This window comes from Pseudomonas sp. JH-2 (assembly GCF_036231725.1).
Classification (GTDB): domain Bacteria; phylum Pseudomonadota; class Gammaproteobacteria; order Pseudomonadales; family Pseudomonadaceae; genus Pseudomonas; species Pseudomonas delhiensis.
In genome coordinates, this window is sequence record NZ_JAZAQP010000006.1 from 117,799 (window position 1) to 138,653 (window position 20,855).

The following is a 20,855-nucleotide window of genomic DNA, read 5'->3' on the forward strand; positions in this document are numbered from 1 at the left end:
GTTCAGAGGGGACGGTTGGCCGCCTCGGCGGCCTGGATCAGCTCGGGGCCGATGTCGTCGGCGAACCTTCGCCACACCGGCTGCATGGCCTGGCGCCAACTGGCGCGCTGGGCCGGGGTGAGCTCGTGGATCTGGCTGGCGCTGCTGCCGGCGATCTGCTGGCGGGCCTCGAGGTTGAGCTGCGCGGCCTGGCGGTTGACCTCCGCCGAGACCTCTTCCATCACCGCCTGCAGCGGCTCGCGCAGGTCCGCCGGGAGGCCGTTCCAGAAGGCGGCGTTGGTGATCACCATGTAGTCCACCACCCCGTGGTTGGAGGCGGTGAAGTGCTTCTGCACCTCGAAGACCTTCTGGCTGGCGTAGTTCGACCAGGTGTTCTCGGTGCCATTCACCACGCCGCTCTGCAGGCCCTGGTAGACCTCGGCGAAGGACATCTTGCGGGAGATGGCGCGCAAGGCGCGGAACTGCTCGTCGAGCACCGCCGAGGCCTGCACGCGGAACTTCAGGCCGCGGGCGTCGGCCGGTTCGAGCAGCACGCGGTTGGCCGACAGCTGCTTCATCCCGTTGTGCCAGTAGCCCAGGCCGAGGATGCCCTTGCCTTGCATGCTGGCCAGCAGCGCCCTGCCCTGCGGGCTGCGCTGGAAGCGGTCGACGGCATCGATGTCGTCGAACAGGAACGGCAGGTCGAAGAGCTGGATGGACCTGGCGTAGTGCTCGAACTTGGCCAGGGACGGCGCCAGCATCTGCACGTCGCCCAGCAGCAGCGCCTCCATCTCCTTGCCGTCGCCGAACAGCGAGGAGTTCGGGTAGACCTCCACGCGCACCCGGCCGGGCAGGCGTTCCTCGGCCAGGCGCTTGAACAGCAGCGCGCCCTGGCCCTTGGGGGTGTTCTCCGCCACCACGTGGGAGAACTTGATGACCACCGGAGTCTCGGCAGCGTGTGCCAGGCTGGCGCCCCACACTGCCAGGGCGCACAGCAGCGCCCGTAGCGTCGAACCTAACATCGCGTCACCCTCGGTTCTTCTTGTATTGGCGAGGCAGGCCGCGGAGCGGCCGGGGCTACCGAGACTGACGCAACGATGGCGTTCGGAGAATTCACGATTTCCCAAGGCCGCGTTAGGCATCGCGATATGCGGGCGCGAAAGCCCCCGCGCCGGGCCGTGCGGGAGAACGCGGGAGGAAGACGCAGGCGCCGCCCGTTGCGGGCGGCGCGGCTCAGGCGAGTTGGCGCCTCAGTTCGGCAGGCGCGCGCTGTGCGTGAGCATCAGTTGCTCGTCCTCGGCGAGCATGCCGGGGATGCAGTCGCGGAGGAATTCGACCCAGGTGCGGATCTTCGCATCGAGGAACTGCCGCGACGGGTAGAGCGCGTAGATGTTCAGGTGGAACAGGCTGTAGCCGGGCATCACCCGCACCAGGCTGCCGTTGCGCAGGCCCTCCACCGCCGAGTACACCGGCAGCGCGCCAATGCCCATGCCGGCCACCACCGCTTCGGTCAGGGCGTCGGCGGTGTTGACCTGGAAGTGGGTGTGGTCGATGTGCGCCAGCTCCTCGCCGTCCGGGCCGTGGAACAGCCACTTGTCCAGCGACATCACGCTGTTCACCAGGCGCAGGCAGCGGTGCCCGGCCAGCTCCGCAGGCACCTTCGGCGAGCCGTGGCGGGTCACGTAGGCGGGCGCCGCGCAGAGCACGCTGTGGGTCTGCCCCAGGCGCTTGGAGACGAAGCCGGAGTCGGGCAGCTCGGGGGCGATCACCACCGAGATGTCGTAGCCCTCGTCGAGGATGTCGGTGGTGCGGTTGGCCAGGGTCAGGTCGAAGCTGACTTCCGAGTACATCTCGCAGTACTGGGAGATCGCCTTGATCAGGTAGTGCTGGCCGATGCCGGTCATGGCATGCACCTTGAGCTTGCCGGCCGGGCGCGAATGGGCGTCGCTGGCCTCGGCCTCGGCTTCCTCGATGTAGCCGAGGATCTGCTGGCAGCGCAGCAGGTAGCGCTGGCCGGCCTCGGTAAGGGCGATGCGGCGGGTGGTGCGGTGCAGCAGGCGGGTACGCAGGTGGGCTTCGAGCTTGGCCACGGTACGCGAGACGTAGGCCGTGGTGAGGTCCATGCGCTGGGCGGCGGCGGTGAAGCTGCCGGTCTCGGCGACACAGACGAAGGCACGCATGTTGTGCAGCAGGTCCATCATTTCTCCTGAGAGCCTGTCCGCGAGCCATGCCGGGCGACGCCGGCCATGGCAAAGTCTTGTTACAGATTCGCGACAGGCGGCGAATTGTCGCATAACTGCCCCCGGCGAATTGTTGTTTTTCAGGCAACAATAATTCGCCCAACTGTCAGCTTATCCTGCCCCCGGCCGTTTTCTAGAATCGCCTCCCCACCGCGGCCCCTCCGCAGTTCCCAGGATTCACAGCTGTGTTCCGCCATACGCGCCAGGCTCGTTCCGCCCCCGCTCCGTCACCCCGTCCGCAGCCCCGCGGTCGTACCGCCACCGACACACCCCTGCCCCGATGAACAGCCTCACCCGCATCAGCGCGCGCCTGCCCGGCACCGACGCGCTGCGCCAGGCGGCGTCCGCCTGGGCCCATAGCGACGGCGTCACCTGGGTGTTCATCGGCAAGACCCTGCTCACCGCCTTCCTCGCCCTGTGGCTGGCCTACCGCCTGGAACTGCCGCAGCCCAACACCGTGCTGGTCAGCGCCTTCATCGTGCTGCAGCCGCAGAGCGGGCAGGTCCTGGCCAAGAGCTTCTACCGCATCCTCGGCACCCTGGCCGGGCTCACGGTGATGGTCACCTTCATCGCCCTGTTCGCCCAGGAGCGGGTGCTGTTCCTGCTTTGCGTGTCGATCTGGGTCGGCCTGTGCACCGCTGGCGCCGCGCGCTACCGCGACTTCCGCGCCTATGCCTGCCTGCTGGCCGGCTACACCGCGGTGATGATCGGCATTCCCGCCACCCTGCATCCCGAGGGCGCCTTCATGGCGGCGCTGTGGCGGGTGCTGGAGATCACCCTGGGCATCTTCTGCACCGGCCTGGTCAGTGCCCTGGTGCTGCCGCAGACCAGCAGCGCGGCGCTGCGCAACGCCCTGGACACGCGCTTCGGCGACTTCGCCGGGCTGGCCGCCGCGGGCCTTGAGGGCACCCTCGACCACGCCCGCTTCGAGCAGGCCGCCGCGCGCATCGCCGCCGAGGCCGTGGGCCTGGAGAACCTGCGCAACGTCACCGCCTTCGAAGACCCGCACATGCGCCTGCGCAGCGGCCGCCTGGCGCGCCTGAACAGCGAGTTCATGCAGCTGACCACGCGCTTCCACGCCCTGCAGCGCCTACTCGACCGCCTGCGCGAACGCCAGGCCGCCGCCGTGCTGGAAGTGCTGATGCCGTGCCTGGTCGAGGTCGGCGGCCTGCTCGCCGGCTGGCATGGCCGGCCGCTGCGCGACGCCGACGCGGCCTTCCTCGCCGCGCAGCTGGAGCACTGCCGCCAGCAACTGATGCCGCAGATCCGCGAGGCCCGCGCCAGGCTCGCCCACGCCTGCCCGCGGGAGGCCGATCAACTGGATTTCGAGACCGCCGCCGAGCTGCTGTTCCGTTTCGCCGGCGACCTCCACGACTACGCCCAGACCCACGCCTCCCTGGCCGCCCACAGGCACGCCCGCGAGCAGTGGAAGGAGCGCTTCACGCCCAAGGCCAACGCCGTGGCCGCGGCGGTCGCCGGGCTGCGCTGCGCGCTGCTGGTGATCGTCGGCGGGGTGTTCTGGATCGAGACCTCGTGGGTCAGCGGCGCCACCTTCACCCTCACCTCGGTGCTGATCGCCGCGCTGTCGTCGGCCTCGCCCAACCCCAAGCGCCTGTCGCTGCAGCTGACCCTCGGCACCCTGCTGGGCGCCACCCTGGGCTTCGTCCTCACCTTCCGCGTGCTGCCGCACCTGGATGGCTTCCCGCTGCTGTGCATGGTGCTGGCGCCGGTGTTCGCCCTCGGCGCCTTCCTCATCACCCGACCGCAGTGGAGCGGCTACGGCGTGGGCCTGCTGGTGTGGTTCTGCATCGCCTCGCTGCCGGCCAATCTGGCGCGCTACGACGCCTACACCTTCATCAACGAGTACCTGGCCATGCTGCTGTCCATGGGCATGGCGGTGGTGGCGGCCATGGTGATCCTGCCGCCGAACCGCCCCTGGCTGTGGGAGCGCCTGGAAGCCGAGCTGCGCATGCGCGTGGTGCACACCATCAGCGACCCGCTGAAGGGCCTGTCGGCCGGCTTCGAGAGCGGCACCCGCGACCTGCTCAACCAGGCCTACGGCCTGGCCAGCGACCGCCCCGACGTGCAGCGCCGGCTGCTGCGCTGGATGTTCCAGGTGCAGGAGGTGGGCCTGGCGATCATCGAACTGCGCCGCGAGCAGGCGCGGCTGCCCGACGAGCCCTGGTACGCCGAGCACTTGCCCTGGCGCCGCGCCATCCGCGCCATGGGCCGGGCGCTGATCCGCCTGTTCATCCAGCCCAGCGAGCACAACCGCCTGCGCGCCCTGGCGGCGGTGGAACACGCCATCCACAGCACCCGCACCACCCAGGAACCGCGCCCGCCGCACTTCGGCACCTCGCCGCTGCGGCGCATGTGCAGCTACCTGCACTTCATCCGCACCTCGCTGCTCGACCCCAGCTCGCCGCTGCGCGAGACGTCGCGGGGTTGAGGAAGCCGCGCGCCGTGCCCCACCTGTAGGAGCGCGCCCTGCGCGCGAATCGCGGACAGAGTCCGCTCCTACGGTTCCAGGAAGCACGGTCGTAGGAGCAACTGTCTTGCGGCCCGCGCCGAAATGCTCTTCGTAGGAGCGAGCTTGCTCGCGAATAAACCCCGCTGCGGAGTCCGTTCGCGAGCAAGCTCGCTCCTACAGGTTGCCGGAAGGCGTGGCATTTCCCTGTAGGAGCGGACTTTGTCCGCGATTGGATTCACCCGCCACGCCGGACACCCCGATGGCACGGCCAACGGCGGATAACCGCGAACGGCTATTCGCCCTACGGTCAATTGCCTCTGCCACGCGGAACCATCCGGTGGCACGGTCGTAGGAGCGGACTTTGTCCGCGATAGCTGGAACCACCGGCGCGATTCGCGGATGAGATCCGCTCCTACAATTGGTGCATCCTGATACCCATGGCGCGATGGCCGCGACATGACCGCGCAGCGTCATCATGACCGCATGCGCCCCGCAAACCCCCGCCATTGCTGGATTATTGCCTTTTAGTACGAGGTATTTTTGGCTTCCGGGCATATGAATATGCCCGCCGCGGACCTACCATTTGCTTGCTGTTGAAGCGCGCCGCAACACCCAAGAACCCGATAGCTACATCCCCAAAGACATCTTCCCGATGAAGCCGCCGAACTTCGTCCTGGCCACGTGCGCCCGGATGCGGCTCCCGCTCGGGAAAAAGGCAGGAAAACTCATGAAAGCCCTAGTCGTTCTGGCCCTGGCCAGCTTCTCCACGCTCGCCCTCGCTGCGCAGGCGGACGATGCTGCCCAACCTCAGAGTCCGGCAGTGGAGCAATACACCTACGGAATGAACCTGGACGTCGCCCACGTGGTTTCCACCACCGACGTCTCCAACCAGTGCGGGATAGTGCCCGCGCAGATGACCTACGAAGACTCGCAAGGCCAGCGCCACACCATCGAGTACCAGGTCTGGGGCAACGGCTGCACTGGCGGCTAGGCCCATCCGACGCCACCGCGAAGGGTCCACGCCCCCTTCGCGGCGCGTTGCTCCTTCCCTTCCCTTCCCTTCCCTTCCCTTCCCTTCCCTCCCCTCGCCCTTCCCTAAGGCTGCAGCACCGACCTCGCCAGGTTGCGGCTGTGCGCCCCGAACGCCCGGATCAACGCCAGCAACTGCTCGTCCAGCTGCGCATCGTGCTGCAGCGGCGCCACCTCGTTGCCGGCGCTGAAACCGACGCCGGCATCCGCCGGGATCGTTGCCAACCAGTGACCGATCGCCGCATCGAAGGCCGCCGCATGGGCGTGGGATTCGGCCGCCACCACCTCCCGCGGGTAATCGGCCGAATACGCCGGGTAGCCGCCGTCGCCGGAGGCATCGGCATAGGCGGCCAGCAGCGCCGAACCCTGCGGCTTGCGCAGCGACTCCAGCAGCCAGTCCAACTGGTAGCGCTCCACGCCCAGGTGGCGGCTGGCCACGCGGCTGATGGCGGCCTTCTTGTCGGCATCCAGGCCGGCCAGGGCCTTGAGCGCCGTCCACAGCATGCTGGGGGTGGTTTCACCGGGCAGCGGGGTGCTGTGGTAGGGCTGCGTCAGGTCCTGGACGTAGTGCATCGACCAGCCGAGGAAGCGGTAGCCCCAGTACGGGTGGCCGTGCTCGAAGGCGTAGCGCGCCAGGCCATGGAACTGGTAGGCGCGCCACTCAGGCCAGCTGCGCTGCAGGTAGGGCGCACCGGCGAAGATGATCGCCGACTCGTGGTAGAAGCCCATGTGGAACGGCGCCTGGGAGCTGAACTCGTAGCCCGGGTCGCCGAACGGCTGCGGGCCGAAGCCGTAGCGCTGACCGGCCGCGCCGGGGTTGTCGCTGAACAGGTGGATGTCGTGGCCGAAGTCCGGCTCGTCGCTGGCGCTGGCCAGCACCGCCAGGGCCGGGACCGGCTCGCCCGGCTGCAGGGCGATGAAGCGCCAGCGCGCCCAGCCGGAAAGGTCGTGGAACACCAGGACGTCCGAAGCCTTCAGGTGCGCCCGTGCCGGCTGGTCGTGGCCCGGCGCGGGCTGGATGGCGTTGGCCAGCTTGACCTCGGGGTTCAGGCGCAGGGCGCCGAGGAAGGCCTGGCGCAAGTCCTGCTCCGTGCCGCTGAAGCGCAGCGCGTCGGGGCGCGCCGGGTACTGCCGGAAGTGCTCGCGGGCGAAGCGTTCCTGCTCGTCGAGCAGGGCCACCAGGCCCTCGCGCTCGGCGGCGAGGAAGGCCTCCAGCGGCTCCATGGGCACCGCCGGCGCATTGGCCACGGCCGGCAGTTGCGCCAGGGCCTGGTAGCTGCCCAGGGCATGGTTGGACCAGGCCCACAGGCAACGCGGCAGGATCAGCAGGGCCAGCAGCAGGACACAGCGCAGCAGGTGGTTCATGGGGCTTCCACTCTTGTCGGTCGATGCCGCGCAGCCTAGCAACCCGCACGCCGCGAAGCACTGTCGCACGGGGCCAGCGCGATTCACCGATAAGGCCAGGCTGACCATCATCAATGGCGCCCCCGGAGCCAGCCACTACACTTGCCGGGCATGACCTGCCGGCATAGCGCCGTTGCCGCCGGCCACCGCAAGAAGGCGTTCCCCATGCTGCAATCCGTTTCCCCCAAGCACGACCTGCCGCTGAAGAACGAAGCCGACCCCCAGCGCAGCGGCGTGCTCGCCCCGTTCAGCATCGCGGCCTTCCGCATCATCTGGATCTGCAACCTGTTCGCCAACCTGGGCACCTGGGCACAGTCGGTGGCCGCCGCCTGGGTGGTCACCGAGGCCCACGCCAGCCCGCTGATGGTGGCGATGATCCAGGTCGCCTCGGCGTTGCCGCTGGTGCTGCTGTCGATCCTCTCGGGGGTGCTGGCGGACAACCACGACAGGCGCAAGATCATGCTCATCGGCCTGTCCATCGAGCTGTCCGGCGCGGCCCTGGTGACCGTGCTGGCCTTCTTCGGCTACCTCGACCCGCTGCTGCTGATCCTGTCGATCCTCTGGCTGTCCCTGGGCAGCTCCATCACCATCCCGGCCTGGCAGGCGGCGGTGAACGAGCAGGTGCCGGCGCGCCTGGTGGGCGATGCGGTGCTGCTCAACAGCGTCAACTACAACGTCGCCCGGGCGGTGGGCCCGGCCATCGGCGGCCTGCTGCTGTCGGCCACCGGCGCGCCCTGGGTGTTCCTGTTCAACTGCCTGTGCTACGCCGCGCTGATCTGGGCCATCTGGCAATGGCGCCGCGAGGTGCCCAAGCGCACCCTGCCGCCGGAGCACATCTTCGAAGGGGTGGTGGCGGCGCTGCGCTTCACCCAGTACTCCAGCGTCACCCGCCTGGTGATGCTGCGCTCGGCGGTGTTCGGCCTCTCCGCCAGCGCGGTCTGGGCGCTGCTGCCGCTGCTGGCGCACCGCAACCCGGACGGCAACGCCTCGGTGTACGGCTACATGCTCGGCGCCCTGGGCCTGGGCGCCATCCTCGGCAGCACGCTGGTGGGCCGCCTGCGCAGGGTGATCGGCACCAGCCGCCTGATCAGCCTGGGCGGCGGCACCCTCGGCCTGGTGCTGCTGATCCTCGGCGGCGTGGACAACCTCTGGGTGCTGTTCCCGGCGCTGATCGTCGGCGGCAGCTGCTGGATCGCCGCGGTGGCCAGCTACAACTCGGCGGTGCAGATACTGGTGCCGGACTGGGTCAAGGCCCGCGCCCTGGCGCTGTACCAGACGGCCCTCTACGGCGGCTTGGCGCTGGGCTCCTTCCTCTGGGGCCACTTCGCCGGGACCATGGGCGTGCAGGGCGCGCTGCTCGCCGCCGGGGTGCTGCTGCTGATCTCGGTGGCGCTGCTGTACAACTCGCGCCTGCCGGAGCTGAACCCCGGCAGCATCGCCCGCGCCCCCGGCACCCTGCCGGGGGAGCCGACCTTCGTCTTCGACACCCAGCGCGGCTCGGTGCTGGTGACCATCGAGTACCGCATCCCGGCCGAACGCACCCGCGACTTCGTCCGCGCGGCCAAGCCGCTGCGCCGCCTGCGCCTGCGCAACGGCGCCGAACGCTGGGCGCTGTACCGCGACATCAGCGACAAGGAGGCCTGGCAGGAGGTCTTCCTGGTGGACAACTGGATCGCCCACCTGCGCATGCTCGACCGCATGACGCTGGAGGACAAGACCATCATCGACACGGTCACCAGCCTGCACGCGGGCGACGCGCCGCCCAGGATGAGGCACGGGGTGAGCTATGAGTCGGGGAGCTACGAGGCGCCGCCGGAGACGTTGGGGTGAGGGTGTTCGCCTGGGGGTGAGGTGCCCGGCGGGAAGTCCGCTCCCTCTCCCCAGCCCTCTCCCTGAAGGGAGAGGGAGCTTGTCCGTGCCGAGAGAAGGAATGGCTTCAGCCGGAAACCCTCAGTGTTGCCGGCTGACTCAGGAATATCCAAGCGCTCCGAACGGTCCCCTCTCCCTTCAGGGAGAGGGTTAGGGAGAGGGCCGGCGCTCACCCGACACACCGGCCTAACCGACTGATTGCCTCGGCCCTAGATCGCCAACGCCACCAGCACCGCACACTCCACCAACTCCACCAAAGCCCCCGCCGTATCCCCGGTGGTGCCGTCCAGCCTCGCCATCAGCCGGTTGCGCCACCAGAGGAACACCGCCAGGGCCACCACCAGCGCGACCAGGCCACTGAGGCCGGTCAACGGCATCAGCGCGGCGTTGAGCGCCAGCATCCAGGGCAGCGCGCGGCGCGGCAGGTGGTCGGCCAGGGCCTGGCCGAGGCCGCCGGGGCGGGCGTAGGGGGTGGTGAGGAACAGCAGCGGCAGCGCCACCCGCGCCAGCCACGGCGCCAGCAGCAGGGCCCAGAAGTGGTGGCTGTCGAGCAGGGCCGCTATGGCGCAGAACTTCACCAGCAGCATCACCACCAGCACCACCACCGCCACCGGGCCGCTGCGCGGGTCCTTCATGATCGCCAGGGTGCGCTCGCGGTCGCCCAGCCCGCCCACCCAGGCGTCGGCGGTGTCGGCCAGGCCGTCCAGGTGCAGGGCGCCGCTGAAGGCCACCCACACTGTCAGCAACAGCGCGGCGTGCAGCAGCAGGTAGGTCTCGCCGAAGAAGTAGCCCAGGGCATAGAGCCCGCCGCCCATCAATGCCCCTACCAGCGGGTAGAACAGGGTGGCGCGGCCGAACTGCTCGGGCGTGGGCACCTCGCCCAGGCGGATCGGGATGCGGCTGAGGAACTGCAGGGCGATCAACGGCAGGAACAGGTTGCTCATCGGGGCGCGCTCGCGGCGGACTCGACCGGTTGGATGCTCCAGCCGCCGGCCTGCGGCTCGATGCGCAGCGCCAGCCGTTCGCCGTGGGCGACGCTCACCTGCAGCAACTGCTCGCGCGGCAGGCCCAGGGCGCGTGCGCCGAGCAGGCGCATCACGCCGCCATGGGTCACCAGCAGCAGGTGCTTTCCGGCATGCGTCGCGTACAGCCGCTCCAGGGCCGCAAACACCCGCGCCTCGAAGGCCGCAAGCGGCTCGCCGCCCGGCGGGGTGAAGGCGTAGGGGTCGTTCCAGAAACGGGCTAGCGCATCGCTATCAGTCTCCATCAGCTTAGCTGCGCAAAGCCCTTCCCACTCGCCGAAATCCAGTTCGCGCAGGTCCGCCTCCAGGTGCAGCGGCAAGCCGCTGGCGGCGGCCAGGCGCTCGGCGAAGGCCGCGCAGCGGCGCAACGGCGAGCTGACCAGGGCGTCCCAGGGCGAGGCCAGGCCCAGGCCGGCCTGCATCTGCGCCCAGCCGGCGGCGGTCAGGGCGTCGTCCAGGCGGCCGCGGAAGCCACCGCCCAGCTCGGTTTCGCCGTGGCGCAGCAGGTCCAGGCGCAGGCTCATGCCGGGCGGTCCGACACCGCCGCCTCGGCGAAGGTGGCCATCTCGGCGTGCAGCCGGCAGGCCTGGCGCAGCAGCGGCACGGCCAGGGCGGCGCCGCTGCCCTCGCCCAGGCGCAGGCCGAGGTCCAGCAACGGCTGCGCCTCCAGGGCCCGGAGCACGCGCTGGTGGCCGGGCTCGGCGCCGCTGTGGGCGAACAGCAGCCAGTCGCGGCACAGGGGGTTGAAACGCACCGCGCAGAGCGCCGCGACGCTGCAGATGAAGCCGTCCACCAGGGCGACGATGCCCTTCTGCGCGCAGGCCAGGTAGGCGCCGGCCAGGGCCGCCACCTCGAAGCCGCCGAGGCGGCACAGGGCCTCGAAGGGCTCGGCGCAGTGCGCGCCATGCAGGGCCAAGGCGCGCTCGATAACCGCGGCCTTGTGCGCCACGCCCCTGGCATCCAGCCCGGTGCCCGGGCCGACCAGGGACACGGCGCGTTCGCCGAGCAGGCCGCAGGCCAGGGCGGCGGCGCAGGTGGTGTTGCCGATGCCCATCTCGCCGCCGATGAACAGCTCGCTGCCGGCCTGCTGCGCGCGGCGCACGGATTCGCGCCCGGCCTCCAGGGCGATCAGACACTGCGCGGCGGTCATCGCCGGCTCGCGGGCGAAGTTCAGGGTGCCGGCGCCGACCATCAGGTGCAGTACGCCGGGCAAAGGCTCCAGCGGCACGGCGGTGCCCAGGTCGATCACTTCCAGGCGTGCGTCCAGTTGGCGGGCCAATACGCTGATGGCCGCGCCGCCGCGCACGAAGTTGCGCAGCATCTCGCCGGTCACCGCCTGCGGGTAGGCCGAGACGCCCTCCTCCACCACGCCGTGGTCGCCGGCGAACAGGGCGATCCAGGTGTGATCCAGGCTGGGCCGCTCACGCCCCTGCAGGCCGGCGAGGGTGATGGCCATCTCCTCCAGGCGGCCCAGGGCGCCGCGCGGCTTGGTCAACTGGTCCTGGCGCGCGGCGGCCTTGTCGCGCGCCACGCGGTCCACGGGTTGGCATGGCTCGCGCCACCATTGCAGGCTCATACGGGGTCTCCCTTGAGGGTCATGGGCAGGCCGGCGACGGTGAACAGCACCCGTTCGCTGACCTCGGCCAGGGCCTGGTGCAGCCAGCCGGCCTCGTCGACGTAACGCCGCGTCAGCTCGCCCAGGGGCACCACGCCCAGCCCGGTCTCGTTGCTGACCAGGATGATCCGCCCGGGCAGCCCGAGCAGCGTGGCCAGCAGCTCATCGATTTGCGGTTGCAGGTGCGCGCCGTCGTCGGCGAGCAGCAGGTTGGTCAGCCAGAGGGTCAGGCAGTCCACCAGCAGGCAGCGGTCCGGCGCGGCGTGCTCGGCGAGGACCCGCGCCAGGTGCAGCGGCTCTTCCACCAGGCCCCATTCGGCCGGACGGCGTTCACGGTGGTGGCGGATGCGCGCGGCCATCTCGCCATCGCCACTCTGCGCGGTGGCGAAATAGGTGACCGGCAGGCCGCTGCCCTGGGCCAGGCGCTCGGCCAGGCGGCTCTTGCCGGAACGGGCGCCGCCGAGGATGAGTTCAAGCATTGGGGTTCTCCGGGGAAGTCTTGGCCTGTAGGGGGGCGCGGCGGTGCTGGTTCGCGAGCAAGCTCGCTCCTACGAAGAGCAGCAGCTTCGTAGGATGGGTGGAGCGAAGCGATACCCATCTCAAAGACCGCACAGGGCTTTCAGTTTGGCGGTATCCAGATACGCCTCCACCTGGTCGGCCAGGCGCTCGATGTCGCGCTCGCGCAGCCCGTGATAGTCCAACGGCTGCACTTCGCCCAGGCCGGCCCAGCGCAGCAATGCGGCACAGGCGTCGGGGGCCTCGAACAGGCCGTGCAGGTAGGTGCCCATGACCTGGCCGTCGGCGCTCAGCGCGCCATCGCAGCGGCCGTCGTCGAGCCGTACCGCCGGGTTCTCCAATGCGGGCCCTGTGGTGACGCCGGCGTGAATCTCGTAGCCGCCGACCTCGGCGTCTTCCAGCGCCAGCCGGCCGCGCACGTTGCGCAGCTGCTTCTCCGGCTCCAGCACCGTGTCCAGCGCCAGCCAGCCGAGGCCGGCGCTGTCGCCGGCGGCACCCTCCAGGCCGTGGGGGTCGGACAGCGTGCGGCCGAGCATCTGCAGGCCGCCGCAGATGCCCAGCAACTTGCCGCCATAGCGCAGGTGGCGCTCGATGGCGGCGTCCCAGCCCTGGGCGCGGAGGAAGGCCAGGTCCGCGCGCACGCTCTTGGAGCCGGGCAGGATGACCAGGTCCGCCGCCGGCATGGCCTGGCCGGGGCCGACGAAGGTCAGCTGCACCTGCGGGTGCAGGCGCAGCGGGTCGAAGTCGGTGTGGTTGCTGATGCGCGGCAGCACCGGCACCACCACCTTCAGGCTTTCCCCCGTCTTGGCGGCCTGGCGGACGTCGATGGCGTCCTCGGCCTCCAGGTGGAAGTCCATCAGGTACGGCAGCACACCCAGCACCGGGATGCCGGTGCGCTCTTCCAGCCAGTCCAGGCCAGGCTGCAGCAGCGCGATGTCGCCGCGGAAGCGGTTGATGACGAAGCCCTTCACCCGCGCCCGCTCGCTTGCCGAAAGCAGTTCCAGGGTGCCGACCAGGTGGGCGAACACGCCGCCGCGGTCGATGTCGGCGATGAGGATCACCGGGCAGTCCACCGCCTCGGCGAAGCCCATGTTGGCGATGTCGTTGGCGCGCAGGTTGATCTCCGCCGGGGAGCCGGCGCCCTCCACCATCACCACCTGGTAGGCGTCGAACAGGCGCTGGTGGGATTCCAGCACGGCCTGCTTCGCGACCCGCTTGTAGTCGTGGTAGGCGGCGGCGTTCATGCTGGTCACCGCGCGGCCGTGGATGATCACCTGGGCGCCCACGTCGCTGTTGGGCTTGAGCAGCACCGGGTTCATGTCGGTGTGCGGCGCCAGGTGGCAGGCCTGGGCCTGCACCGCCTGGGCGCGGCCGATCTCGCCGCCGTCGGCCGTCACCGCGCTGTTCAGCGCCATGTTCTGCGGCTTGAACGGCGCCACCGCCACGCCCTGGCGGCGCAGCCAGCGGCACAGCGCGGTCACCAGGGTGCTCTTGCCGGCGTCGGAGGTGGTGCCTTGCACCATCAACGTAGTGCCTTGCGCCATCAGGGTGGTCATGGGGTGCTCCATTGCCCTAGGGCATCGGCCAGGCGCGCCCAGCCGGCTTCGTCGGCGGGCAGGCCGAAGCGCAGGCTCGGCGGGTTGTCGAAAAGGCGCACGAGGATGCCGCGGCGGGCCAGGTGTTCGTGCAGTTCAGCCGCCCGAGGGTAGGCAAGCCACTGGAACAGCGCGGTGCCCTGGGTCAGCAACTGGTGGGTTTTCAGAAGCGCGGCCAGGCGCGCGCCGGCCTGTTCCAGCGCAGCGCGGCGTTCGCCCTGCAGCGCGTGGTCGGCCAGCGCGCGTTGCGCCACCCAGCGGGTCGGCCCGCTCACCGCCCAGGGCCCGAGCAGTTCGGCCAGGCGTGCCAGCAGCGCCGGCTCGGCGAAGGCGAAGCCCAGGCGCGCGCCGGCCAGGCCGAAGAACTTGCCCAGCGAGCGCAGCACCACCAGGCCCGGCCGGCCGCCGGCCAGGGGCAGCAGGCTGTGCCCGGGGGTGCAGTCGATGAAGGCTTCGTCCACCACCAGCCAGCCGCCACGAGCATGCAGGCGCGCGTGCCAGGCGAGCAGTTGCGCGGTGTCGAAACGCCGGCCGCTGGGGTTGTTCGGGTTGACCAGCAGCAGCACGTCGAGTTGGTCGATCAGCCCGTCCACCTGCTCGTCGGCCAGTGCCAGCAATTCATGGCCGTGGCGTTTCCAGGCCGCCGCGTGTTCGGCGTAGCAAGGCGCGAGCACGCCGACCCGGCCGGGCGCGCGTAGGCGCGGCAGGGCCTGGATCGCCGCCTGGCTGCCGGGCAGCGGCAGCAGCGAATCGCAGCCGTAGTAGTCGCGCGCGGCCTGCTCCAGGCCGTCGCCCTCTTCCGGCAGGCGCTGCCAGGCGCTGGCGGGGATGTCCGCCACGGGCCAGGGCCAGGGCGCGATGCCGGTGGACAGGTCGAGCCAGTCGGCCAGGTCGATGCCGTAGCGATGCGCCGCCGCGCGCAGCTTTCCGCCGTGCTCAAGCATGCAGCAACGCCCCCAGGCCGAGGATCGCCAGCAGCCACAGCAGCACGCCCTGGCGCACCAGGGCCAGCGCTCGCCAGATGTCGCGGGCGCCCGGCGCCGGGCCTTCGCCCAGTTGCGGGCGCTGGTGCAGTTCACCGTGGTAGACGGCATTGCCGCCCAGGGCCACGCCGAGCGCACCGGCGCCGGCGGCCATCACCGGGCCGGCGTTAGGGCTGTCCCACCGCGGCGCCTGTATGCGCCAGCTGCGCAGGGCCAGGCGGGTATTGCCGAGCAGCGCGTAGGTCAGGGCGACCAGGCGCGCGGGGAGGTAGTTGAGAGCGTCGTCGATCTTCGCCGCGGCCCAGCCGAAGCGTTCGAAGCGCGGGTTGCGGTAGCCCCACATGGCGTCCAGGGTGTTGCTCAGGCGGTACAGCACCACGCCCGGCGCGCCGGCCACGGCGAACCAGAACAGCGCGGCGAACACCGCGTCGCTGCCGTTCTCCAGCACCGATTCGGTGGCGGCCTTGGCCACCGCGCTGCCGTCCAGTTCGGCGGTCTCGCGGCTGACCATGTAGCCCACGCGCTTGCGTGCCTCGGGCAGGTCGCCCTGGCGCAGCGCCAGCGCCACCGGCTCGGCGTGCTCGCCCAGGCTGCGCAGGCCGATGGCGGCGTAGAGGGCGATGGCGGAGACCAGCCAGCCGAGATGCGGGAGCAGAGTCAGCAACCAGGTGATGAAGGTCAGTGGCAGTACCGCCAGGGCCCAGGCGGTGACGCCGTGGCTGCGCCAGCCTAGGCCGGGGGTGTTGCTGTCGGGAAGTACGGAGTTGGACGTAGCACCCTCTCCCCAACCCTCTCCCTGAAGGGAGAGGGGGCTATCCGTGCCAACCGTCGACAATGGCACTCGAGCGCGGTTGAAGCGGCGCTCCAGGCGGTCGGCCAGGCGCCCGAAGGCCACCAGCGGGTGCCAGCGCTTCGGCTCGCCCAGCAGGCCGTCCAGGGCCACGCCGGCGACGCTCAGCAGGGCCAGGCTCATGGGCGTTCCCCCCAGCGGTTCTCGTAGAGCAATTCTTCCAGCGGGCGCGGCTCGCGCCAGCCCTCCAGGGCCAGCATGGGCGCTGGGTAGAACGCTTCCACCGGGCCCAGGCACAGCACCGCCACCGCCTCGCTGCCCGCCGGCAGGCCGAGCAGTTCGCCCAGGACGGCGGGTTCGAACAGCGACACCCACCCCAGCCCCAGCCCCTCGGCGCGGGCCGCCAGCCAGAGGTTCTGGATGGCGCAGGCCAGAGAGGCCAGGTCCATCTGCGGCAGGGTGCGGCGGCCGAAGACGTGGGCTTCGCGGCCGTCCGCCAGGGCCGCCACCAGCAGCTCGGCGCAGTCGCGGATGCCTTCGACCTTCAGCCGCATGAATTCTTCGGAGCGCTCGCCCAGGGCCTCGGCGGTCTTCACCCGCTCCAGCTCCACTAGGCCGTGGATGGCCTCGCGCAGCTCGGGGCGGGTGATGCGGATGAAGCGCCAGGGCTGCATCAGCCCGACGCTGGGGGCCTGGTGCGCTGCTTCCAGCAGGCGCGCCAGCAGCTCCGGGGCCACCTCGCCGCCGCTGAAGTGGCGCATGTCGCGGCGTTCGGCGATGGCGCGGTAGATGGCCGCGCGCTCCTCGGGGCTGTAGGCGTGCTCGGTCATGGGCGGAAGATCGCGGTGGCGGCCATCGGGTTCGACGGCAGGTAGAAGTGGATGTAGGACGCGGTCAGGCGGCCCAGGCGGAACACCGCCTCGGCCACCGGTTTGGCGTTCGGGCAGCTGCCGCGCAGGGCCGGCTCCAGGCCGGTGTCCAGCAGCGAGTGGTGGAAGGTGTGGCCGCGCAACGGGCCCTCGGGCAGCTCGACCTCCTGCAGGGCCAGGGCGGCCAGCCGCTTCTGCAGGGTGGCGCGGCCGGGCAGCAGGCCGAGCAGTTGGCCGCATAGGCCATTGGCGTCGGTCAGGCCGTCGAGCAGGTAGAGCATGCCGCCGCACTCGGCCAGCAGCGGCTTGCCGGCGGCGTGATGGGCGCGGATGGCAGCGGCCATGGCGCGGTTGTTCTCCAGTTGTGCCAGGTGCAACTCGGGGTAGCCGCCGGGCAGGTAGAGGCTATCCACCTCCGGCAGGCATTCGTCGCTGAGCGGGGAGAAGAAGCACAGCTCGGCGCCCAGTTCGCGCAGCAGGTCGAGGTTGGCCTGGTAGAGGAAGGCAAAGGCGGAATCGCGCGCCACGCCGATGCGCACGCCGGCCAGGGACGGCTGCACCTCGCGCGCGGCCGGCGCCGCGAAGCTCACCGGCGGCGGCAGGTCCACCGCGCTGCTGGCGGCCAGGGCATCGGCGGCGGCGTCCAGGCGCGCATCCAGGTCGGCCAGCTCCTCGGCCTGCACCAGGCCCAGGTGGCGGCTGGGCAGCTCCAGCTCGGCGCTGCGCGGCAGCGCGCCGTACCAGCGGATCCACTCCGGCAGGCTGTCGCGCAGCAGGTCGCTGTGGCGCTGGCTGCCGACGCGGTTGCCGAGCACCCCGGAGAACGGCAGGCCCGGCTGGTAGGTGGCCAGGCCCACGGCCAGGGCGCCGAAGGTCTGCGCCATGGCCTGGCCGTTGATCACGCCCAGCACCGGGACGTTGAAGGTGCGCGCCAGGTCGGCGGCCGAGGGCGTGCCGTCGAACAGGCCCATCACCCCCTCGATGAGGATCAGGTCGGCCTCCCCGGCCGCCTCCCACAGCAGGCGCCGGCTCTGCGCCTCGCCGACCATCCACAGGTCGAGCTGGTGCACGGGCGCGCCGCTGGCCCGGGCGAGGATCATCGGGTCGAGGAAGTCCGGGCCGACCTTGAACACCCGCACCCTGCGCCCCTGGCGCGCGTGCAGGCGGGCCAGGGCGGCGGTGACGGTGGTCTTGCCCTGCCCCGAGGCGGGAGCTGCGATCAGCAGCGCCGGGCACTGGCGCGCCTGCGGCATCAGAACTCCACCCCTTTCTGCGCCTTGATCCCGGCCTTGAAGGCGTGCTTGACCAGGCCCATCTCGGTGACGGTGTCGGCGGCCTCGATCATCCCCGGCTGCGCGGCGCGGCCGGTGACCACCACGTGCTGGTGCGCCGGGCGCGCGGCGATGTCGGCGAGCACCGCGTCCAGTTCCAGGTAGCCGTGCTTGAGGGCGATGTTCAGCTCGTCCAGCACCACCAGGCCGATGGCCGGGTCGGCCAGCAGTCCACGGGCGATGCTCCAGGCCTGCTGCGCCTTGTCGATGTCGCGCTGGCGGTCCTGGGTCTCCCAGGTGAAGCCCTCGCCCATCACGTGGTAGCGCACTTCCTCGGGGAAGCGCCGGAAGAAGGCTTCCTCGCCGGTGCTGGCGGCGCCCTTGATGAACTGCACCACGCCGGCCCGCATGCCGTGGCCGAGGGCGCGGGCGAGCATGCCGAAGGCCGAGCTGCTCTTGCCCTTGCCGTTGCCGGTGAGCACCAGCAGCACGCCGCGTTCGCCCTGAGCCTGGGCGATCTTCTCGTCGACCACTTCCTTCTTGCGCTGCATGCGCGCGCGGTGGCGCTCGTCCTTTTCCGGTGTCTCGCTCATCATTCTGTCTCCTGGCCGCGGACGGCCGTGCTCGCGGCGCCGTGGCACCGTGGCTGATGGGGCATGCGGGAGTGACGAAGGAACGCAGCCGGGCGGCGCGGGGCCGGGGCTGGAGGGGACTTGCTCATCTGCCTGATCGCTCCACCGCTCTCACCCGCGCGGCTAAAAACCGGGATGACGCGGGGCGATCGGAGCGCGGCCTGGGCAGCGCCCGACGGCTTCCGGCGCGTCGTCGTCGCTACGGGCCGGTCTCCGGGCTCGCGAGTGGAGGTCCTGGGACTTCCCCGGCCGCGCCTTCCCATGCCGTTGGCACAGTGGCTGTTGCGACCGCGTGACTCGCCTACCGTTGCGGGGGCAGCGCCGGAATGACCGAAAAGGCTCGGTTCCACCGGCTTCCCTGTTTCACCTTCAGCCATGACTGAAGGCACCTGTAGCAGGCGCGCAGCTTAGAGGCTGGCGGGGTGGCCGGTCAATCGGCGGCGGCGATGGGTCGCGCCGCCCGCGCCGGCGTCGCGGCCGGGTCCTGGCGGCACCAGCGCAGCCAGATGAACTGCAGCTGGACCAGGGTGGCGCGGGCCAGTTCGCGGTCCTCGGCCGGCAGCCGGTGGTCGCCCTCCAGGGCCTGGAACAGCGCCACGCCGGCCGCATCCAGGGCCTGCTCGCGGCCGGCGCGCGGGCCACCGGCGAGCAGCAGGTCGTGCAGGCGCAGCAGGTAGGCGTCGCGGGCCCGCCGTACGGGGCCGCGGGCCGCGGCCAGGCGCGCGCGGAGGAACAGCAGCTCGTCGCCCAGGTCCAGCGCCAGCAGGCCGCCGCGCCAGCGCGCGCGGCGTTCGGCCGGCAGGTTCCTGTAGAACTGCGCCAGGCGCAGCAGGCGGTCGGCGCTGCGGCCGTCGAACCACACCTCCGCCACCGGCAGCGGGCCGCGGGTGAGCCGCGCCAGGTCGGCGAGGATGGCCGCCAGCACGCGGCGGTAGTGACGCTGCCCCGGCGCCAGGCGCACCAGGTTGAACACCAGCACGGCGAAAGCCACGCCGACCACTGTGGCCAGCGCCGAGTTGAGGAAGTGGCCGAGGTCGTAGCTCATCTCGTTGCTCGGCCCGATGTTCTTCACATAGAAGATGCAGAAGGACGAGGCGATGGCGGCGATGGCGGGCCGCGTCATGCACAGCGCGGCGATGAACAACGGCACGCCCAGCACCAGGGCCAGCGCCGGGAAGCCGTCGCACAGCGGCAGTATCACCAGGCCCGCGACGCCGGCGAAGGGCACCGACAGGACGATGCCGCGCAGGAAGTTGAGGCCGGCGCCGGCCGGGTTGTCGCGGCTGGCGAACAGGCTCAGCACCACGCCGGTGATGGACACCGCGCCCAGGCCGCTGGGCCAGGCCGTGGCCAGCCAGAAGGCCGACACGCAGAGGAATGCCAGGGCGCTGCGCAGGCCGTAGAGCAGGCCGCGCTCGATGTCACGGTGCCAGACGATCACCCCCGGCGCGTTGCGCGGCGCCTCGCCGTAGACCAGCGCCTGCATGCTGCGCCGGGCCTGCCCGGCCATCGCCAGGGTGCGCGCCAGGCATTCCAGGCACAGGCGCTGCTGGGCGCTCTCGTGGGCCCGCGCGGCCTCGCCCAGGCGCTCGCGGCAGTCCTCGAAGGCGCGGTACCCGGCCTGCTCCAGCAGGTCCATGACCTCGCGCCGCCAGGGCTCCAGCGCGGTGGCGGACGCCTGGTCCAGCAGCCGCCATTCCCGCGCCACCTTGCGCGCCGCGCGCAGCAGGCCCAGCAGGTCGGCGTTCAGCACCCGCAGCGCCTGTGCCCGGCGGCGGCCGCTCTCGCCCTCGAACCAGGCGTGTTCGCGCTGCGCGTCCACCGCCACGATGCGGCCCATGGCGCGGATCAGCGGGCCGCGCTCGTCGGCGCCGGTCAGTTCGGCAGCGGCCGCCTGCAGACCGGTTTCCCAGGCGCCCTTGCCCTGCTCCGCCAGTTGCTGCTGCACGCGCCGCGGCCAGAGCACGATGCTCACCAGCGAGGCGCAGAGAATGCCCAGGCCGATCTCCGAGCAGCGCGCCACGGCCTGGTCGAACACCGTCATGGGCGCGGCGCTGGAAGGCAGCGCGATGATTGCCGTGGTGTAGCCGGCGAGGACGAAGCCGTAGGAGGAGAAGTTCTGCAGCAGCGAGGCGCCGGCGGTGCAGAACGCCAGCCAGGCGGCCATGGCCAGCAGGAACGGCAGCGGCGCCTGGCCGAACAGAGCAATCAGCGCCACCGAGACCATGGCCCCGATGCAAGTACCGAGCAGGCGGAACACGCTCTTGGCCAGCACCATGCCGCTCAGCGGCTGGCTGACCACGAACACCGTGACCAGCGCCCACTGCGGTTGCTGCAACTCAAAGCGGAACGCCAGGTAGAGGGCGAGAATACCGGCCAGCACCGACTTGGTGGCGAACTGCAGGTCCGTGCGGCGCGGCCGCAGCACGGCGCGGAAGAACTCGACGAATGGCGAAAGGAAGGCAGGCATGCAGACATACCGGCAAAATCGTTGATCGAACTATTAAATAGCTTGCTAACAATGTCAAGAAACATCCTGTAACCTCCTAGGGTGAAAGGCGACGGATGGTG

The 20,855-nt window shown here is 70.8% G+C and carries 17 protein-coding genes and 1 riboswitch; of the genes, 3 read left to right on the forward strand and 14 right to left on the reverse strand.

The window, feature by feature from the left end:
* Window positions 1–2: 2 nt before the first annotated feature.
* Entirely contained in the window at window positions 3–1,001 is a 999-nt protein-coding gene (locus tag VV867_RS06340) for a TRAP transporter substrate-binding protein (RefSeq protein ID WP_328565889.1), read from the reverse strand.
* A 228-nt stretch (window positions 1,002–1,229) separates the two neighbouring features.
* A complete protein-coding gene (locus VV867_RS06345) occupies window positions 1,230–2,177 on the reverse strand; it encodes a LysR family transcriptional regulator (RefSeq protein WP_275627348.1) in 948 nt (315 codons plus the stop codon).
* 322 nt (window positions 2,178–2,499) lie between these two features.
* On the opposite strand from VV867_RS06345, the gene VV867_RS06350 reads away from it, so the two are divergent.
* Both VV867_RS06350 and VV867_RS06355 read left to right on the forward strand, forming a co-directional pair.
* Complete coding sequence (locus VV867_RS06350) at window positions 2,500–4,668, forward strand: FUSC family protein (RefSeq protein WP_328565890.1); 2,169 nt, start codon at window positions 2,500–2,502, stop codon at window positions 4,666–4,668.
* A 748-nt stretch (window positions 4,669–5,416) separates the two neighbouring features.
* Window positions 5,417–5,680: a DUF2790 domain-containing protein gene (locus VV867_RS06355; RefSeq protein WP_109933927.1), complete on the forward strand. Its 264-nt coding sequence runs from the start codon at window positions 5,417–5,419 to the stop codon at window positions 5,678–5,680.
* A 104-nt stretch (window positions 5,681–5,784) separates the two neighbouring features.
* Here VV867_RS06355 and VV867_RS06360 read toward each other — a convergent pair whose 3' ends face one another.
* Window positions 5,785–7,083, reverse strand: a complete 1,299-nt coding sequence (locus tag VV867_RS06360) for a phospholipase (RefSeq protein WP_328565891.1) — start codon at window positions 7,081–7,083, stop codon at window positions 5,785–5,787.
* Window positions 7,084–7,287: 204 nt separating this feature from the next.
* Between VV867_RS06360 and VV867_RS06365 the strand changes: the two genes are divergently transcribed.
* Window positions 7,288–8,952, forward strand: coding sequence for an MFS transporter (locus VV867_RS06365; protein WP_109933925.1), 1,665 nt, complete (start codon window positions 7,288–7,290; stop codon window positions 8,950–8,952).
* Between the two features lie 248 nt (window positions 8,953–9,200).
* Here VV867_RS06365 and VV867_RS06370 read toward each other — a convergent pair whose 3' ends face one another.
* The 11 genes from VV867_RS06370 to VV867_RS06420 all read right to left on the reverse strand — a co-directional run bounded on the left by VV867_RS06370 (window position 9,201) and on the right by VV867_RS06420 (window position 20,754).
* Window positions 9,201–9,935, reverse strand: coding sequence for an adenosylcobinamide-GDP ribazoletransferase (locus tag VV867_RS06370; protein ID WP_328565892.1), 735 nt, complete (start codon window positions 9,933–9,935; stop codon window positions 9,201–9,203).
* On the reverse strand, window positions 9,932–10,537 hold the full coding sequence (gene cobC, locus VV867_RS06375; RefSeq protein ID WP_109936156.1) for an alpha-ribazole phosphatase family protein: 606 nt from the start codon (window positions 10,535–10,537) through the stop codon (window positions 9,932–9,934). The genes VV867_RS06370 and cobC overlap by 4 nt, the downstream gene beginning before the upstream one ends.
* Window positions 10,534–11,589, reverse strand: coding sequence for a nicotinate-nucleotide--dimethylbenzimidazole phosphoribosyltransferase (gene cobT, locus VV867_RS06380; RefSeq protein WP_328565893.1), 1,056 nt, complete (start codon window positions 11,587–11,589; stop codon window positions 10,534–10,536). The genes cobC and cobT overlap by 4 nt, the downstream gene beginning before the upstream one ends.
* Window positions 11,586–12,107, reverse strand: a complete 522-nt coding sequence (gene cobU, locus VV867_RS06385) for a bifunctional adenosylcobinamide kinase/adenosylcobinamide-phosphate guanylyltransferase (protein WP_328565894.1) — start codon at window positions 12,105–12,107, stop codon at window positions 11,586–11,588. The genes cobT and cobU overlap by 4 nt, the downstream gene beginning before the upstream one ends.
* 120 nt (window positions 12,108–12,227) lie before the next feature.
* Window positions 12,228–13,688, reverse strand: a complete 1,461-nt coding sequence (locus tag VV867_RS06390; RefSeq protein WP_109937303.1) for a cobyric acid synthase — start codon at window positions 13,686–13,688, stop codon at window positions 12,228–12,230.
* Window positions 13,689–13,696: 8 nt separating this feature from the next.
* On the reverse strand, window positions 13,697–14,683 hold the full coding sequence (gene cobD, locus VV867_RS06395; RefSeq protein WP_328565895.1) for a threonine-phosphate decarboxylase CobD: 987 nt from the start codon (window positions 14,681–14,683) through the stop codon (window positions 13,697–13,699).
* Window positions 14,676–15,695, reverse strand: a complete 1,020-nt coding sequence (gene cbiB / locus VV867_RS06400; RefSeq protein WP_328565896.1) for an adenosylcobinamide-phosphate synthase CbiB — start codon at window positions 15,693–15,695, stop codon at window positions 14,676–14,678. The genes cobD and cbiB overlap by 8 nt, the downstream gene beginning before the upstream one ends.
* Entirely contained in the window at window positions 15,692–16,342 is a 651-nt protein-coding gene (bluB, locus tag VV867_RS06405; protein WP_328565897.1) for a 5,6-dimethylbenzimidazole synthase, read from the reverse strand. The genes cbiB and bluB overlap by 4 nt, the downstream gene beginning before the upstream one ends.
* On the reverse strand, window positions 16,339–17,634 hold the full coding sequence (locus VV867_RS06410) for a cobyrinate a,c-diamide synthase (RefSeq protein WP_109936327.1): 1,296 nt from the start codon (window positions 17,632–17,634) through the stop codon (window positions 16,339–16,341). The genes bluB and VV867_RS06410 overlap by 4 nt, the downstream gene beginning before the upstream one ends.
* The gene (cobO, locus tag VV867_RS06415) at window positions 17,634–18,245 is read right to left on the reverse strand and encodes a cob(I)yrinic acid a,c-diamide adenosyltransferase (RefSeq protein ID WP_328565898.1); all 612 of its coding nucleotides are present in this window, start codon (window positions 18,243–18,245) and stop codon (window positions 17,634–17,636) included. Before cobO ends, VV867_RS06410 begins: the two co-directional genes overlap by 1 nt.
* 226 nt (window positions 18,246–18,471) lie before the next feature.
* Window positions 18,472–18,692, reverse strand: a riboswitch (cobalamin riboswitch).
* Window positions 18,693–18,714: 22 nt separating this feature from the next.
* Window positions 18,715–20,754, reverse strand: coding sequence for an FUSC family protein (locus tag VV867_RS06420; protein ID WP_328565899.1), 2,040 nt, complete (start codon window positions 20,752–20,754; stop codon window positions 18,715–18,717).
* Between the last annotated feature and the right edge of the window lie 101 nt (window positions 20,755–20,855).